14 protein-coding genes and 1 riboswitch are annotated in these 18269 nt (G+C 42.0%); of the genes, 9 read left to right on the top strand and 5 right to left on the bottom strand.

Features of this window, described 5'->3' with window-relative positions; all coding sequences use genetic code 11:
- Positions 1-35: 35 nt before the first annotated feature.
- The 3 genes from ABFY09_RS06640 to metC form a co-directional block, all read right to left on the bottom strand.
- Positions 36-800 (bottom strand): amino acid ABC transporter ATP-binding protein, encoded by a 765-nt coding sequence (locus tag ABFY09_RS06640; protein ID WP_347983541.1) that lies wholly within the window; start codon positions 798-800, stop codon positions 36-38.
- A 78-nt stretch (positions 801-878) separates the two neighbouring features.
- Entirely contained in the window at positions 879-1526 is a 648-nt protein-coding gene (locus ABFY09_RS06635; RefSeq protein ID WP_347983509.1) for a VOC family protein, read from the bottom strand.
- Between the two features lie 22 nt (positions 1527-1548).
- Positions 1549-2730 carry a cystathionine beta-lyase gene (metC, locus tag ABFY09_RS06630; RefSeq protein WP_347983508.1) on the bottom strand — a complete coding sequence of 394 codons (1182 nt, stop codon included), beginning with the start codon at positions 2728-2730 and terminating at the stop codon, positions 1549-1551.
- Positions 2731-3085: 355 nt separating this feature from the next.
- Between metC and ABFY09_RS06625 the strand changes: the two genes are divergently transcribed.
- From ABFY09_RS06625 to ABFY09_RS06605, 5 genes are all read left to right on the top strand, one after another.
- Entirely contained in the window at positions 3086-3838 is a 753-nt protein-coding gene (locus ABFY09_RS06625; protein WP_347983507.1) for an IclR family transcriptional regulator, read from the top strand.
- Positions 3839-4098: 260 nt separating this feature from the next.
- Positions 4099-5139: an amino acid ABC transporter substrate-binding protein gene (locus ABFY09_RS06620; protein WP_347983506.1), complete on the top strand. Its 1041-nt coding sequence runs from the start codon at positions 4099-4101 to the stop codon at positions 5137-5139.
- Between the two features lie 26 nt (positions 5140-5165).
- Entirely contained in the window at positions 5166-6290 is a 1125-nt protein-coding gene (locus ABFY09_RS06615; RefSeq protein ID WP_347983505.1) for an ABC transporter permease subunit, read from the top strand.
- 1 nt (position 6291) lies between these two features.
- Positions 6292-7398, top strand: a complete 1107-nt coding sequence (locus tag ABFY09_RS06610; protein WP_347983504.1) for an amino acid ABC transporter permease — start codon at positions 6292-6294, stop codon at positions 7396-7398.
- Positions 7399-7516: 118 nt separating this feature from the next.
- Entirely contained in the window at positions 7517-9817 is a 2301-nt protein-coding gene (locus ABFY09_RS06605) for a molybdopterin-dependent oxidoreductase (RefSeq protein WP_347983503.1), read from the top strand.
- A 115-nt stretch (positions 9818-9932) separates the two neighbouring features.
- On the opposite strand, the gene ABFY09_RS06600 is transcribed toward ABFY09_RS06605, so the two are convergent.
- On the bottom strand, positions 9933-11105 hold the full coding sequence (locus ABFY09_RS06600) for a YbfB/YjiJ family MFS transporter (protein ID WP_347983502.1): 1173 nt from the start codon (positions 11103-11105) through the stop codon (positions 9933-9935).
- A gap of 103 nt (positions 11106-11208) precedes the next feature.
- Here ABFY09_RS06600 and ABFY09_RS06595 point away from each other — a divergent pair, with 103 nt between their 5' ends.
- Positions 11209-12045: a LysR family transcriptional regulator gene (locus ABFY09_RS06595; protein ID WP_347983501.1), complete on the top strand. Its 837-nt coding sequence runs from the start codon at positions 11209-11211 to the stop codon at positions 12043-12045.
- Between the two features lie 185 nt (positions 12046-12230).
- On the opposite strand, the gene rarD is transcribed toward ABFY09_RS06595, so the two are convergent.
- A complete protein-coding gene (gene rarD, locus ABFY09_RS06590) occupies positions 12231-13148 on the bottom strand; it encodes an EamA family transporter RarD (RefSeq protein ID WP_347983500.1) in 918 nt (305 codons plus the stop codon).
- 153 nt (positions 13149-13301) lie between these two features.
- Positions 13302-13478, top strand: a riboswitch (FMN riboswitch).
- Between the two features lie 148 nt (positions 13479-13626).
- On the opposite strand from rarD, the gene ABFY09_RS06585 reads away from it, so the two are divergent.
- The 3 genes from ABFY09_RS06585 to ABFY09_RS06575 all read left to right on the top strand — a co-directional run bounded on the left by ABFY09_RS06585 (position 13627) and on the right by ABFY09_RS06575 (position 18268).
- Positions 13627-14556 (top strand): DMT family transporter, encoded by a 930-nt coding sequence (locus tag ABFY09_RS06585; RefSeq protein WP_347983499.1) that lies wholly within the window; start codon positions 13627-13629, stop codon positions 14554-14556.
- A gap of 168 nt (positions 14557-14724) precedes the next feature.
- Positions 14725-15942, top strand: coding sequence for an MFS transporter (locus ABFY09_RS06580; RefSeq protein WP_347983498.1), 1218 nt, complete (start codon positions 14725-14727; stop codon positions 15940-15942).
- A 175-nt stretch (positions 15943-16117) separates the two neighbouring features.
- Positions 16118-18268: an FAD-dependent oxidoreductase gene (locus ABFY09_RS06575; RefSeq protein ID WP_347983497.1), complete on the top strand. Its 2151-nt coding sequence runs from the start codon at positions 16118-16120 to the stop codon at positions 18266-18268.
- The last annotated feature ends 1 nt before the right edge of the window (position 18269 follow it).

Raw genomic sequence — 18269 nt, 5'->3', positions numbered from 1 at the left:
CTACCTGTCTAATGGTCTTTTCGATGAGTGTTCACTTAATGATTGAGGATTTGGCTTAAAAAGTTTTTGGCTCGTTCTGATTGGGGCGAATCAAAAAAGGCTTGTGGCTCGTTTTCTTCAATGATTTGACCGGCATCCATAAAAATCACACGATCTGCTACTTTACGTGCAAACCCCATTTCATGGGTGACGCATAACATTGTCATGCCGGTTTCGGCCAAGCTCACCATGACATCTAACACTTCGGCTATCATTTCCGGATCAAGTGCTGAGGTAGGTTCATCGAATAACATAATAGAAGGATTCATACACAGGGAACGTGCAATCGCCACTCGCTGCTGTTGCCCACCTGATAATTGCCCCGGAAATTTGTCTGCCTGATTAGCAATACACACCTTGTCCAAGTATTCCAACGCGCTTTTTTCCGCTTCGTTTTTAGAGAGGCCGCGCACTAACATAGGGGCCAGTGTGCAGTTTTCTAAGACCGTCATATGCGGGAACAAGTTGAAGTGCTGAAAACACATGCCCACATCTTTACGAATAGATTGAATGTTAGATAAATTGTCATCCAACAGGGTGCCAAGCACATTTATGTCTCCAGCTTGATGCTCTTCTAGATGATTAATACAGCGAATCATGGTTGATTTACCGGACCCAGATGGCCCGCAAATCACAATTTTTTCGCCTTTTTTCACTTCTAAATTAACGTCCCTTAAAACATGAAAATCGCCATACCATTTATTCATATCAGTAATAGAAATAGCGACATCTTGATGAGATGTATTGGGTGTAGCATTCATTGCTACTGACGCTGGAGTATTCATGTGTTGGCCCTGCCTTATGTTCAATAGTTAATTGCTTCTTTATCACACACCCAATTACGTTAGGTGTACGACTTCGCCATTGGTTTTTTTAATATGGAAGGCGACACTTTTTTCACTTCCTTCTATAACCGTCGCTAAATGAGAAACCCCTAAAGCCTCAAGTATTGCTTTTAGGTCAGTAGGATCTGGGTGCGTTAATACAACTTCTTCAAGCAACAGACCTAGGTCCGCCATACCCGTTGATGGGTGTGCCCCTGGTGACCATTCGATGAAGGTAGGAATTAAACCTTCTTCAGATAAAGAGCCATCTTTTGGAATATTCAATCTCCAGCTTCTATCGCCTCGAGTAAAAGTCACGATTTCACCTAAATCAATGGGGCTGTTTGCTATTACTTCATTGAGGTCTGTTGTACCAACAACCCAATGATAAGCTGTTGGAGACACTTGAAAACGAGCCTGTACAGAAGGGTTATCCATATCAAACCATCTTGCTCGGCCTGGTTCTGGCGCATCAGGATCAATGGACAAAATTTCCATAAAGCTTTCATTACCCACAGGAGCAACACAGTTATGTGTGCTCATCGCATCATGCTTACTTGCTTTAGGTAAAGTCACTCCTAAAACATCATATAAAGCTGTCATTCCTTGCTCTAGAGTGTCAGCACCAATAACAATGTGATCAATTTTATTTTGTATAGCCACGTTCATAACCTCTATTCATTTATTACTTAAAAATTGTGAAACTAGCCTCTAAATCACGGATTAATGAGTCAGCATCTTCAAGGCCAATATTAAAGCGAACAATGGGGCCTACTGGTTGCCATGTTGTTGCTGTTCGAAAGGAAGACGGATCAACGGGTAATGCTAGGCTCTCATACCCCCCCCAGCTCAAACCAATTCCAAACAAGGTTAAGTGGTTGATCATGGCGCGTACTTTTTCTTCTGTGCCAGATTTAAAAACCACGCTAAACAACCCAGCCGCTCCTTTGAAATCTCGCTTCCAAAACTCATGACCTTTACAATCTGAATGGGCAGGATGCAAAATCTCTTCCACTTCAGGTTGTTCCTTTAACCATTGAATGCATTTCATTGTGCTTTCTTCATGCTGGCGCAAACGAACAGACAATGTCCTGAGTCCTCGCAAGGCAAGAAATACATCATTTGCACCCGCTCTATCCCCGAAGGACAAACTCATTTTTCGTGCTTTCGCATAATCTTGCTCCGATGCCGCAACAATAAAGCCCAGCATGGCATCAGAGTGACCACTAATGTATTTGGAGCCGGAATGAACAACGACATCCACTCCTAAAGTTAAAGGCTGACAAAAGAGAGGGGTTGACCATGTACCATCAAGAATACTGGTAACGCCTGCCGCTTTTGCTACGGCAGCGATGGCAGGAATATCCGGCACTTCAAAGGTTGCCGAACCTGGCGCTTCAAAGAAAACAGCCTGCGTATTGGCTTGAATTTGAGAAGATAAGTCCGCTCCTATCATAGGATCGAAATAGGTAACACTGACGCCGTATTCTTTTAATACGTTATCGCAGAACGCACGAGTCGGCCCATAAACTGTGTCTGCAACCAGAACATGTGCTCCTGCTTTAGCAAACGCCATCAGTGAAATGACGCAAGCGGTTAAACCGGAGGACACAGCGACACAGCCAGCGCCTTGCTCCAGTTCAGTCATCATGTTCTCTAATTCAAATGTCGCGGGGTTACCATAACGACCATAATACAATGTCCCTTTTTCATACCGTGAATCACGTGCTTGCTCAAATTCCTCTACTGTATTGAACAGCATGGTTGATGCTTGATACATAGGCAGATTTACCGAACGGCCATTGCTTTGGTTGTCTCGTCCCAAATGAATTAACGCATTCGTTAAAGCTTCATCAGCATGTTTCACTTCGTTTCTCCTCGTATAAGATACGCCACACTTTAGAACATGGAAATCATTTGTGTCAATATTCAGAACACTAGTTTTATTATAGGAACCATATGTGTGCATAAATCAATCTTTCGCACCATAAAGGTTTCTCCATTAGGCTGATCCTTTAATTCGGCATACGATCACTTTATACTGCTGCCTATAAAAGTATTTATTAGCTGAAATACTTAATTGATAAGAGATATACTGTATTGGCCAAGTGGAAAACATGAGTGGCGATACACTCACAATATTGTCTGAAAATTTTTATATTTCTTAGCATTTTCAATATGTTACAGGCATGAAAGACTTACAAAATTAAGGTTACGGATTCATGACAGGAAGGGTAGATTCAACACTTTCAAAAGGGCTTTCGATTATTGAAGCTCTTGCAACAGAAGCAAAAGGAATAGGTGTCTCTGAACTAGCACGCAACTTGGAACTGACAAAATCCAATACATTCAGACTCTTACAGACGTTAATTGCTCATGGTTATGTTCGCCAAGACCAAAATAAACATTATTTTGCGACAATGAAATCGTGGAAAATTGGCCAGATGATTATGGAAAAATTAGATCTTCCACGATTATCTATTAGCCAAATGCAATACCTGTCTAGTATCACTGGCGAAGCGGTTTATTTGTCCGTTTTAGACGGTTTATCGACTCTGTATATCGAAAAAGTAGAAAGTACAAAAGCGATTCGGACCTACACGCCAAAAGGCGGTAACGCGCCTATTCACTGTGTTGCAACCGGTAAAGCATTACTGGCTTTTAATTATGAAACGCTTCGTGAAAAGCTGATTGGTAATTTAGGCTCTTATACTGACAAAACCATTACGACGATTGAAGCACTCGATATTGAAGTGGAAAAAATCAGAGAAACAGGTGTCGCAATTGATTTGGGAGAGTATCGAGCAGAAGTGATTAGTATTGCTGCTCCTGTATTTTCTGCAAATAATGAAGTAATTGCTTCCATCGGCATTTCAGCTCCGGCTATCAATACACCAGATGAAGACATTGATAAAATTATTCATACTGTCATTCAGGCTGGAAAAAGCTTAAGTAACACATTGAAAGATATATAGTTTTATATTGTTATTTATTTATAAAAAAGCCACTCAAATCGAGTGGCTTTTTACTTTCTAGCTCCTTTTCTCACCTCTTAGAAACATCTCCTTTCAAAAATAGGCATAGAGTTTGCTAATTACTCCTCTAAATTACTTCGATCTATTCAGATATAGAAAACCTAAATATTAATTTTTATTAATTATTGACATAAAAATAAACCTGATATATCACTAAATAGAACAAAGATTTCATTATATGAAACAAAAGGAGCTAGATTATGATAAAAACGATTAAACCTATTTTAACAACAGCCATTGCCGCCTGTGCGATTTCAGTCACTTCGATGTCATTTGCACAAAGCCCTACGGTGAAAGCCATTCAAGACCGAGGCACCATGTTATGCAGTGGTCATAATGGTAGCTACTTTGGTTTTGTGGAAGTAAACGATAAAAATGAATGGAAAGGCTTAGACATTGATATTTGCCATGCGGTGACCACAGCGATTTTAGGCGACCCAAGTAAAGCTAAAATCATTCCTTTGAGCTGGGCACAGCGTTTCCCTGCGCTTCAGTCAGGTGATGTGGACATCATCATCAAAGCGACAGGTTGGACGATGGGCCGTGATACTGAGCTGGGTTTACAATTTAGTATGCCTTATTTCTTCGGTGGTACTCAGATGATGGCTAAAGCCGAACTGGGTATTACAGAGGCGAAAGAATTAGAAGGCGGCACTATTTGTGTTGAAGCTGGTACAACAAATGAGCGCCTTATCGCCGACAAAATGGCGGATCTGGGCATCGATCACAAAATCGTTTCATACGAAAAAAATGCGGAAGTCATGGCCGCTTATCAATCCGGTCGTTGTGATGCTTTTGGTGGTTGGGGGCCTAGTTTAGCGGTTCTTAGATCCAATCAAATGGGTAACCCTGATGAAAACATCATCCTGAACGATACGCTATCAAATGAACCTATTGCAGCGGCAATGCGTCAAGGGGATGATGAATTTGTTGATACGGTTAACTGGACATTAGCGGCGTTATTGCTTGCTGAAGAGCATGGCGTGACTCAAGCAAACGTGGAGGAAATGGCGAAAAATCCAACTAACCCAACGGTTGCTCGACTATTAGGGACGTCACCTGGTATTGGTGAGCGTCTTGGTCTACGTGAAACATGGGCGAAAGATGTGATTAAAGCGGTGGGTAATTTCTCTGAAATTTACGACCGTAATCTAGGTAAAAATTCACCTTATAATCTTGAACGAGGTTTGAACAACCTCTGGAGTCATGATGGTGTTCTTTATGCTCCAATCCTAGATTAATCCTATAGACCAAGAGGCGAGACATTATGTCTGCAATAAGAAGTAAAAAACTCAACATGAAGAACCTACTCATTCAAGTTGTGTTTTTAGCGGTCGTCATTTTGGTCATAGCGGGCGCTTTTTCAAGCGCTCGCACTAATCTGGCTGACCTTGGAATTTCAAGTGGTTTCAACTTTTTAGAAAGGTCAACTGGCTGGGGCTACTCCTTTTCTTTACTGGAGACAAACGTTAATGACCCTTATAAATGGACTCTATTTTCAGGATTTGTTAATACATTATTTCTAGGAACTTTGACGATAATTACGTCTACTATTTTAGGGTTTCTTATTGGTACAGCAAGAGATTCCCATAATATTACCATTCAAGCGATTGCGACCATCTTCATTCAAACCTTTAGGAACATTCCACTTATTCTTCAATTGGTTTTTTGGTATTCCGTATTAATACACATGCCCAGTCCACGACAGGCTTATGATCTATTTGATATTGCCTATTTATCAAATCGAGGCTTTATGATCCCAAGTGTTAATGCTTCGCCTGTCTTCTTCATCGCCTTTTTGATCGTTTTAACTGGGTACTGGATGTTAAAAAACCGGATTCCTGAATTAAAACGGCTTCCGTCAAAATGGTTTTATGCCGCTCTTTTTGGCATAGCGGTCCTGTATTCTCTCTTTTTTATTGATGGGCCTTTGTTGTCTATTCCCGAACTAAAAGGCCTTAGATTTGTAGGGGGAACCACAGTACCAGTCGAACTTGTTACTATGATTATCAGCACCTCTCTTTATGGTGCGGCGTATATTGGTGAAATCGTCAGGGGCGGCTTAAATGAAGTCCCAAAAGGGTTAGTAGAGGCGGGAAATTCCTTAGGGCTGAATGAACGTATGGTCTGGTGGAAAATCAAAGTCCCTATGGCGCTTCGCACTATCATTCCACCTTTGGGCAATCAATGGGTCTTTATGATGAAAGCGACAACGGTTGGTGTGGCCATTGGTTTTAGTGACCTCTTTATGTTGATCTCCACATCCATTACGCAATCCGGACAAACGCTTGAATTAATTGCAATTTTAATGGGTGCGTTTTTACTTATTAATTTTTCTCTTGCGCAGTTTGTTAATTACTTGAATGAACGAATGAGGTTAAAAGGGCATTAATATGAGTACTTTATCTCAATCGAATCAAAAAGCATGGTCACTGAAAGCGTCATCACGTTATAAGGTTCTCATGCACGTCTTACGTACAAGGGCTTTTCACTCAAAGGTGGATGGTTTTATCAGTCTTTGCTTTTTTACCATTTTATTAACGGCTATCTATTCTATTTTTAACTGGGCCTTACTCGATGCGGTTTGGCTAGAAGAAAGCGTTGATCAATGCCAAGCCGCTGCTGGAGCTTGTTGGTCAGTGATTGATGCTCGTTACAAACTGATTTTATTTGGATTGTATCCTTATGATTTACACTGGCGTCCGACATTAGCTTGTATTGCCATAGTAACGACCATTATTCTTTCCTGTCTTCCTACCTTTTGGTCGACAAAACGATTGTCCATTCTTTGGGTGATTGGCTTTTTTACTTTTTTCTTTTTAATGCGAGGTGGCATCTTAGGTTTAACTCATGTGCCAACAGGCCAATGGGGCGGTTTAGCATTAACACTGTTTCTGTTCTCTTCGGTTGTTTTATTAGGTATGCCAATGGGGCTGGGCTTGGCATTGGCTCGTCGTTCGAAGCTGCCTGTTATCAGTTATGGGGTATCGGTTTTCATTGATTTGATCCGATCATTACCACTACTCACTACGTTATTCGTTGCTGCTGTGGTGATGCCGATCTTACTGCCTGATTGGATGGTAGGAGACAAAATTTGGCGAGTCATTATTGCTTTTGCGCTCTTTTTTGCCTGTTATCAAGCAGAGGTATTTCGCGGAGGTTTTCAGGCCATTCACAAAGGCCAGTTTGAAGCTGGTGATGCATTAGGTTTGAGTTACTATCAAATCCTTGCCAACATCATTATGCCTCAAGTATTTAGACACTCTCTGCCCAGTACCATTAATATGGTCGTGGTTACCTTTAAAGAGACAGCCATTGTTATTATCATTGGTTTCTTTGATGTCTTGGCCTCAGCTAACGCTGCATTTGGGAGTGCTTTATGGGCTCCTTACTATATGGAGGTCTATGTATTCGTTGGCCTTATTTATTGGAGCTTTATTTTTTCATTAAGCCAATATGGCGTCTATTTGAAAAAGCGAATGCGCATTGCCTCACATTAATAAGTAATTTGGCTTTGATGAGCTCGATCATCAAAGCCTTTCCACCTTCTTTATTAGTCAATAAACACATGATAAGAACTGAGCATTGTTTGGTTTTTTGAACGGAGCCCGTTTTATAATGAGCAGCAAGAATACAAATTCTTATGTTACCTCAAATCACTGGGGCGCCAGTGTGATCAAATTAGACGATAAGAAACTGACGGTTTCCTCTCATCCAGATGACCCAAACCCTTCACCTATTAACGATAACATCCCTGGCGCTTTACAAGGCCGATCTCGAATCCAAAGGCCTGCCGTTCGAGAAAGTTATTTAAAATATGGGCCATTAGGAGCAACCAAAGAACGAGGTACGGAAAAGTTTATAGAAGTCAGTTGGGAGACCGCTTTTGATCTCATTACAAAAGAGTTAACAAGAGTCCGTACAGATTATGGTAATAACGCCCTATTCGCAGGGTCTTATGGTTGGTCTAGTGCTGGCCGCTTTCATCATGCTCAAAGCCAGCTAAAGCGTTTTTTAAACAGTATTGGTGGATTTGTTCGCTCTGAAGGAAACTACAGTTATAACGCAGCCTTAGTGCTTATGCCTTATATTGTGGGTAATTTTCGTGATCACGTTAAACAAGCAACACGCTGGACAACCGTTAAAGATGAAGGCGAACTGGTGGTTATGTTTGGCGGTATCCCGCTGCGTAATGCTCAGGTTTCCGGTGGCGGTATTGCCAAACATTCTTTGAAAGGTGATATGAAAGCCTGTGTCGATACTGGCGTTCGATTCGTCAACTTTAGCCCTTTAAAAAATGATGCAGCAACCGAATTAAATGCCGAATGGCTGGCTCCCAAACCCGGATCCGATACCGCAATAATGATGGCGATTGCCCATACGCTGATCGTAGAAGATTTATACAATAAGTCTTTTGTTGAACGTTACACTGTTGGTTTTGATAAGAATAAAGCTTACTTATTAGGCAACATTGACGGCATTGTCAAAGATGCCGCTTGGGCTGAAGAACAATCAGGGATTCCTGCCCAAAAAATCATAGCGTTATCACGAGAAATGGCATCTAAACGCACCCTTATTTGTACAGCTGTTGGTTTACAGCGGGCAGAGTATGGAGAGCAGCCCTTATGGATGACGGTACTTTTAGCCTCTATGTTGGGCCAAATTGGTTTACCGGGCGGCGGTTTTGGTATTGGTTATGGTGCTGACGCCAGTATTGGTGTGGTTGATCGCCCTCTTCGCTGGCCTTCCTTTCCACAAGGGAAAAACCCTGTGGAAGACTTTATCCCCGTTGCGATGATCTCAGAGATGCTTTTGTCTCCTAATACGCCCTATGAGTACAACGGACAGACTAGAGTTTTTCCCGATATAAAAATGGTTTGGTGGGCCGGTGGTAACCCATTTCATCATCACCAAGATCTTAATCGACTGCGCAAAGCCTTCCAAAAACCTCAGACCGTGATTGTCAATGAAATCAGCTGGACAGCAACCGCTCGACACGCGGATATTGTTTTACCTGTCGCCTCTACCATTGAACGCACAGATATAGGCGCTGGTACTCAAGATAATGCCGTCATTCCTATGCCACAAATCATACCGCCACCGTTTGAAGCAAGAACAGAGTTTGATATTTATTCTGAACTTGAAAAGCGACTTAACATAAATACAGATTTTAGCCGTGAAATGACCTCAGACCAATGGCTAGAAGAAATGTGGGCTTCATTACAAAAGGAAGCCAAACAGCATAAAAAGGATCTTCCCGACTTAAGTACATTTCTTAAAGGAGACATAATCAGCTTCGATGACCCAGCGCTACAAGGGGTGTTTCTTTCTGATTTTCGCCAAGACCCTGACCAATATCCATTAACAACGCCAAGCGGAAAAATAGAGCTGGCTTCTGATGTTATTGCTGGTTTCCAATATGAAGATTGTCCGGGGCAGCCAACTTGGCTTCCTCCTAGAGAATGGCTTGGAGCCGATACCTCACAATTTGGTTTACACATGATTTCAGGGCAACCTGCCACACGTTTACACAGCCAACTTGATGAAGGTGCTTACTCTAAAAGTATGAAAATACAAAATAGAGAGCCTATTTTAATTCACCCAAATGATGCGGCCAAACGAGGTATTAAGGATGGGGATGTGGTGATTGTGTTCAATGAGCGTGGGCAATGTTTAGCAGGAGCAAACGTTACGGAAGACATACGGCAAAGCACGGTTTTCTTATGGACTGGCGCTTGGTATGACCCGAATTTACAAGATAAAAATCATCAGGATAGGCATGGTAATCCGAACGTTTTAACACACGATTATCGTACCTCACGTTTATCGCAAGGCCCAGCAGCACAATCTGCTTTAGTGGAAATAAAAAAATATCAGGGCACACTGCCCGAGGTTCAGGCTTTTATCCCTCCTATTTAAAGCAAGTGCTTTATCAACAAACCATACTCAGGCTATTCATCAATAACCTGAGTGTTTTAGTCTGGGCTAGATTTTAGATTTTAGATTTTAGATTTTAGATTTTAGATTTTAGATTTTAGATTTTAGGGCTTAGCTTAATCAGAGTCATCACCAAAAAGGCGCCGAATAACATAATGCCACCTGACAAATACAACCCTAAATCATAATTTCCTAACCAAGAGGTGAGTGCGCCAGTTAACGTCGGGGCAATAATCTGAGCAGATCCATAAGCTAAAGTCATTTTGCCCATAAACTTAGCGGGATTAGAAGGGTAAAAATGCCCCGCCATCGTTAAAACAAGACTCACGCAAGCAACAAAAGTAGCACCAAATAAAATCGCACCAATACCAACAACAAAGAAATTTTCACTGATACCTGGTAATACAATACCAATGATTTGAAGAACATAAGCCAGCAGTAACGTTCTTAAATACCCCCATCGACGAGCCAACAAATCCGAAATCAGTACAGCAGGTGTTGCCGCTAAGCCCAATAAAATGAAAATTTGTTGTCCGCGCCCTTCCAAAACAGAAAAGCCCTCGACAATATCAACAATAAAAGTCGCGCTAACCACATACCCATAACCAGCGCAAAAATAGGCCATCATAAAAATCCATGCAAAAGCCTTAGTCGGCGGTTGATCCACCACTTCTTTCACACTGTGATGTACTATGATCTTGGCTGGATCCGGCATCCAAACCCAAGCGGGAATCGCAAATACGATCCCCATCAAGGCAAGGTATAACCATTGATCTTGCCACCCAACAGACCAAGCCAGTAGTAGTTCAACTAACAACGCTGCTAAAAAAATACCCAAACCAATACCAGAAAAATGGATCCCCAGCTCACCTCTTTTTCCTTGGCTTACTAACCATTTTAGAATCAATCCAGAAGCGAGAACAAAACCGGCTGACGTACATATTCCAGAGAAATAGCGGAGGATTGACCATAGATAAATATCGGTTGTGAATGCCATACCGGCGGTTGTTAGAATCGCCATCAATAGATACAAGCGATAGAGGGTAAATTTGTGATTCAGGTTACTCAAATTAGCAACAATCAGGACGCCTGTTAAATAGCCTGCATAATTCACCGTCGCTAACCAGCCACCTGTGATTTCATTTAATCCTGCATCAGACTGCATAATAGGTAATAAAGAGGTATAGGAAAAACGGGCAACCCCCGCCGTTAATATCAAGCTGCATATACCAGCAATATAGACTTTCATTCTATTAAGATTTGTTTGCATGACATGGCCCGACGAAAAGAAAAAAGCAGTATAAAAGCTTTAAATATTCTAAAAAATAGAATAATTTTGAACATACATTTCAATATTAAAGAAACATAATTGTATGGAAATTATTAGTCTTAAAACATTCACCGCCATTGTTGACGAAGGCGGGATAAAAGGTGCTTCTGAAGCGCTTCATACCGTACCTTCTAATATTTCTATGCGGATCCAAAAGCTAGAAGATGAATTAGACGTAAAGCTATTTACGCTAACAGGCCGAAAGCTTGAGCTCACTTCTGTAGGGGCATTACTGTATGACTATGCGAAACAGATTACCCAGTTAGAGTATCACGCTCGTACTGTCATTTTAGAAAACAAAGGTCTTCATGAACTCAAAATCGGAACCACTGAAACCTTTGCAGCAGTGCATTTACCTTATGTTTTAAAAAAACTCAAAAAAACCAGACCTCATACAAAACCCAAAATAGTCACCGCAACCACCGCTGAACTCATTACCGCAGTGCACAACAATAAGGTCGATTGTGCTTTTGTTGGCAGTAAAGTTTTATATGACAATTTGCTCTGCTATCCCATTATTGAAGAAGATCTCATTTTAGTTGAGCCATTGAATTTACCATATAACCCCGTACTCATCGTCCGAGAGATGGGGTGTGGGTATCGAGAAGCGGCTTTAAATTGGCAAAGTCAGGTGGGTAAAACACAAGAAGAAAGGATGACAATGAGCAGTGTTGAAGGTGTCTTAGGCTGCGTTGCAGCAGGGCTTGGTTATACCGTGATAGGCGCAGGCATGGTCAAAAACAGCCGATATGAATCCTTACTATCAACGCAACCAGCGAACGAAAAACAGCCTATTTTCAATATTTCCCTTATTTGCCAAAAAAACAATCCATTAGTTAAGGATATAGAAGTCATTGCTGGCTCGTTTAAAACGGAATAATTTATATAAAGCCGTCCTCTATAACCTTTTCTAGAGGGGAGGAAGGCGATCATACATAAAGGGTTGTTTGATTATGCCTGTTATCTTGAGAGTGATGTGGTTGCCCTGAAACGGCTTAAATCGTATGGCGGAAACGTTGTGCAAGCTAAGTTGATGAAAAACCGACTTATCTGTATGAGCCGATTTTAGGGCGTTTCTTGGCTTTTTTGTAACACGTTTTTTGCCCGAGTATTACGCAGTCGACGAATAGAGTCGAACACCAGCATAGTCAAAGCAGCCCAAATTAAAATAAAGGTAATCAGCTTATCGATACTTAATGGTTCGCTATATAAAAACACCGCCAAAATAAACATGCCGGTTGGGCCAATATATTGAAAAAAGCCGAGCGTAACCATGCTGACGCGGTTCGCCGCCGCAGCAAAACACATGAGTGGGATCATGGTAACTGGGCCTGCCGCGAAAAGTAATAAATTGGTGGTCGTGCTGTTGTCGAAAATGTTCACAGAGGAAGAGTTCGTCAACATCAAATAAATGAGCGAGAAAGGTAAAAGGATTCCTGTTTCAACCGCCATACCAGTAAAACTATCCACTGCGACTTTTTTACGTACTAAGCCATAAAAGCCAAAACTGATGGCGAGAGATAAGGCAACCCAAGGCAAAGAGCCGAACTTGATCACCTCAAATGCTACTGCTCCAAAACATAATAGAACCGCGACCTTACGGACTCTATCTAGTTTGTCTTTGAAAAAGATCACACCCAATAAAATACTAATGAGCGGATTAATGTAGTAACCCAAGCTGGCGCTGAGCATTTGGTCGTTTTGTACGGCCCAAATAAATGTTCCCCAGTTGATTGCAATCAGCACAGTAGAAACTGCCATGGCCATTAAGGTTTTTGGCGACTGGATCACGGCTTTAAGTGCTTTGCCGTAACCTAGTATTAGAATCAAGACTAAGACAATAAGGCAAGACCAGATAATACGATGTGAAAGGATCTCCGTTGCGGGAAGAAACGACATTTCTTTAAAGTAAATGGGCGTAATCGCCCACAGAACAAATGCGCTTAACGCGTAAAAAACGCCACTTCTTGAAGATGTTTGCACGTAAGTTCCTTTTCATTCAGAGAATCTTAATGAGAGGACGGAAGTGTATAGCAATTTCTAGTTAAGATGCAGTATAAAATGGCTTTCTCGTGACTGAGTATATTGCCTAAAAACGAGGATGGGTTTAGAGTTAACCCATTACTTTTTACATTAATCGAACTTCGGGGCGGGGTGAAATTCCCCACCGGCGGTAATTTAATAAGTGCACTTCTGTGGTGTTCTATTAAAAAGCCCGCGAGCGCTTAGATTTAATTTCTATTAAAACTAAGGTCAGCAGATCTGGTGAGACTCCAGAGCCGACGGTTACAGTCCGGATGATAGAAGATCGACCAAGCAACAAAGAATCATTTCTCTTAGCGAGAGATGGTTATTTTTGTTGGCGCTTTCTACGCGTTTTTTCTTACATGCTTTGGCTATGTAGGAGTCTTGGTATATTCCTCATCACCCCTGTGCATCTTACTGATTTGGAGATACCAAGATGGCAGGAACATTCTTTATCATGATCGCGTGCTTTACATGGGCACTGGATACATTGATTCGCTATCCGCTGCTTAACGCGGGATATTCAACGATACAAATCGTACTCGTTGAACACATCACATTAGTTTTGATACTAAGCCCAATTCTATGGCGCTATCGCCACCTTTACCGCCATATGTCTAGAAACAGTGCTTTGTGTCTCTTTTTTATTGGTGGCGTAGGCTCTGCGATTGGTACTTTGGCATTCACCGCCGCTTTTCAATATTTAAACCCAACGGTCGTGATCCTGTTACAAAAACTACAACCCATTGTGGCGATCTTATTAGCTTACTGGTTCTTAAAAGAGCGTATTGAAGGCCAGTTCTTACGCTGGGCGGCTGTTATTTTATTAGGCAGCTTTGTGATGATGTGGCCAGATTTACGCACTTTAGGCGAAGCTCAATGGCATTACTCAAGTGATGTTGAGAGTGTGATCAAAGGATACGGCTTTACCTTGATGGCTGTGATGGCTTGGGGAGCAGCGACCGTGTGTGGGAAGTACTTATCTCATCAAGACATGCCTGCTAATGCCATTTTATCCGGTCGCTTTGTGGCGGGTTTGCTCGTTTTATTGCCATTGGCTATTTTTCAGTGGGATGGCCTAGTTGCCATGCAGCCTATAGATCTAGGTTTGGCGGTTACCATGGCATTATTGAGTGGTTTGATTGGCATGTGGTTTTACTATAAAGGTTTACGAACCGTGCCTGCACAGATGGCAACATTAGCTGAGTTATCCTTTCCTGTTTTTGCCGCGGCGATTAATTGGTTCTTCCTAGATATGGGGCTAACAACGTATCAAATTGTTGGTGGCGCTATGTTGATTTTAGGAAACATAGGACTTCGTCTGAAAGAGTTGAGAAACAATGAATTGAGCACAGCGGCTCACTAATCATAAATAAGAAGCAGCGCTTTTCTGGCGCTGTTTCTATGTATCTTGCTTTAAGTTAGAAAAGTAGAAAAAACCTCCCCTAAAGTAAGTGGTTTTGTTTAGAATACCGCCTTAATTTTGTCTATTTGATCAAGTTTTCCAAACTGTGATTTTTATTAAGGACGCTCAATGGCGAACCATACTGCTGCGACTTCTCAAGACGCATTGAAAACACAATTTATCCCCGTCATATTTCTCTGGATTGCTGGCGTATTTACCGCCATGCAATTTGCCAAATTCTCTATTTCTTATGATGCTTTGCTACAACATTACCAAACAGGCGCAACATTAACTGGCGCGGCGTTATCGGTTGTTGGTGTGGCAGGTTTGGTGTTTGGCGTGTTTGGCGGCATGATTGCTAGCCGCGTTGGCTACCTTAAAGTATTGATGGGCGCTTTATTTTTAGGCGGAGCTTTGTCTTTTATCCAAGCGACATTACCGCCTTTTGAATTGATCTTTATGACGCGCATCTTAGAAGGTTTCTCTCAACTGGGCGTGGTCGTTTCGGCACCCACTTTAATTGCCAAGTTAAGTTCAGATAAACATCGATCTTTGACTATGGGGTTATGGGGAACATTTTTTGGTGTGGCTTTTGCGGTAAGTGGCGGCATAGGAAAATGGACATTAGACAACTATGGTATGCGTGAACTGTTTTTTGGTCATGGCGTGCTGATTTCCATCATGGGTTTTGTCTTATTTGTATTATTACGCAAGAACCCTGTGTTAGATATTGCTCCAGCAAGTCCTACTCAAAGCAGTTTTCTGCGTCAGATGATGAATGTCTACCGTAATCCAAGGGCGCTTTTGCCAAGCATGGTGTTTCTTTTTTATACCTGTATGTTGGTTTCTCTCCTGACGTATATTCCACGATTAGTAAATGATTCAACGATTCAAGCGTTGATGCTGGTGGTTCTTCCATTGGTCAGCACTAGCGGCACTTTTATTGCTGGTGCACTGGCGCAATATATTATGAAACCCCAGCGTGTCGCCATGATGGCGTATTCGACTGTGGCTATATGTGGACTCACTTTATTGTTTATCCATCAGGAGCCACTTTGGTTTGCGTTTGTTGTTGGTGTGCTTATTTTATTCGTTGGTATGATTCCTGGCGCATCGTTGGCTTTGATCCCTGTATTAGCGAGAAATCCAACGGAACAAGCGCAGGGTTATGGGCTTATTGCTCAGTTTGGTAACCTTGGCGCGACGATAGGGCCGCCAGCTTTTGCGACCCTCGTTACTCTATTTGGCGTGAATGGTGTGGTGTCTTTGGTGCTCAGCATCTGCTGTTTAGGATTATTAGCCTGCTTTTTTGTGTTCCGTCTGATTGCCTCTTCTAAAACGATTTAACAGACAAAATCGACCTCATTAGTCATATAAAATGGATGAATTGTGGCTTTTGAGCGTTTTTCCCAGAAATATTTACTAAACATGTAACATTATTCTTTTTTTGGCGTCTAATATTTACAACATCAGTAGCATAACGTGTTGATTTGCTCTGGAATGATTTTTATTGGAGTCTTGCATGAAGAAAATTGGGTTATTGGTCATTATTGCGGCACTTGCTGTCGTATTTTTTTATTTTGATTTGCATAAGCTACTAACCTTAGATGGTTTGAAGTCAGGTTTAGACACATTTGAAGCATGGCGAGCTGAAAGCCCTCTTTTAATAGGTGGCGCATTCTTAATCTTATATGTAATTGTGACGGCCTTATCTTTACCTGGCGCCGCGATTATGACATTAGCCGCTGGTGCTCTATTTGGTTTAGGTTGGGGCTTATTAATCGTTTCTTTCGCCAGTAGTATTGGTGCAACTTTAGCCTTTCTTGTTTCTCGTTACTTACTTCAGGACACGGTGCAAAAACGCTTTGGTGATCGCTTAAAGGCGTTTAACGAAGGCATCGAAAAAGAAGGTGCATTCTACTTATTCACACTTCGCCTTGTTCCTATTTTCCCTTTCTTCTTGATTAACCTATTAATGGGCTTAACAACCATTCGTGCTTTTACATTCTACTGGGCGAGCCAGCTAGGCATGTTGGCAGGTACTTTTGTGTACGTTAATGCAGGTACGCAGCTTGGTCAGTTAGACAGCTTGTCAGGCATTTTATCTCCTCCATTGCTGCTTTCTTTTGTTTTACTTGGGGTGTTTCCTTTGATTGCTAAAAAATTGATTAACTTGATTAAAGCGCGTCGTGTTTATGCGGGTTATACAAAACCAAAAACATTTGATCGTAACTTGATTGTTATTGGTGGCGGTGCTGGTGGCTTAGTGAGTGCTTACATTGCGGCTGCGGTAAAAGCGAAAGTAACGTTAATTGAAGCTCATAAAATGGGTGGTGATTGCCTTAACTATGGTTGTGTACCAAGTAAAGCGATTATAAAAAGCGCCAAAATTGCCCAGCAAATGCGCAATGCTGAAAATTACGGTTTAGAAAGTAGCGAGCCAACATTCTCCTTCAAGAAAGTCATGGCACGTGTGCATGATGTAGTAAGTAAAGTAGAACCACATGACAGCGTTGAGCGTTATACAAGCTTAGGTGTGGATGTTGTACAAGGTTATGCGAAGCTGATCGACCCTTGGACAGTTGAAATTCAACTGAATGAAGGCGGAACGAAACGCATGACGGCTCGCAGTATTGTATTGGCGACAGGTGCTCGTCCATTCGTACCACCATTACCTGGCCTAGACGATGTGGGTTATTACACGAGTGATACGCTTTGGGAAGAATTCGCAAAATTTGATGAGCCACCAAAACGTCTTGTTGTATTAGGCGGTGGCCCAATCGGTTCTGAGTTGGCCCAAAGCTTTGCACGCCTAGGTTCGAACGTAACACAAGTAGAACGTGGCGAACGCATCATGATTCGTGAAGATCAAGAAGTTTCTGAACTTGTGCAGAAAAGTATGAGAGCCGATGGTGTGAACATCTTAACGTCTCATAATGCCGTGCGTTGTGAGAAAGAAGGCGATGTGAAACGTTTGATCGTTGAAAAAGCCGGCGTAGAAAGTGTCATTGAATTTGATGCCTTGCTTTGTGCTGTTGGTCGTCAAGCGCGCCTTGAAGGTTATGGTTTGGAAAATCTGGGCATCGAAACGGATCGTAATATCGTGACGAATGATTACCTTGAAACGCTTTATCCGAATATCTATGCAGCGGGTGATGTGGCTGGCCCTTATCAGTTTACTCATGTTGCCGCTCATCAGGCTTGGTACACAGCGGTGAATGCTTTATTTGGTACCTTTAAAAAATTCCGTGCGGATTATCGTGTTATTCCTTGGGCAACTTTTGTTGACCCTGAAGTGGCGCGTGTAGGTTTAAGCGAGCAAGAAGCCAAAGAGCAAGGTATTGCGTATGAAATGGTGCGCTATGAGTTTGATGAGCTTGATCGTGCCATCGCAGAAAGCGCAACAAAAGGCTTTGTGAAAGTCTTAACCGTTCCGGGTAAAGACAAAATCTTAGGTGTCACGATTGTCGGTGAACATTCAGGAGACTTGTTAGCGGAATTCGTATTAGCCATGAAACATGGTCTAGGTCTGAACAAAATCCTAGGTACGATTCACACTTATCCAACGTGGGCGGAATCGAACAAGTACGCGGCAGGTGAGTGGAAGCGAGCACACACTCCAGAACGTATTCTGAGCTGGTTAGAGAAATATCATACATGGCGTCGAGGTTAAT

The organism is Marinomonas sp. 5E14-1 (genome assembly GCF_039939215.1).
Classification (GTDB): Bacteria; Pseudomonadota; Gammaproteobacteria; order Pseudomonadales; family Marinomonadaceae; genus Marinomonas.
Note: the sequence above shows the minus strand (reverse complement) of the source record. Positions and strands in the feature narration are given on the sequence as shown.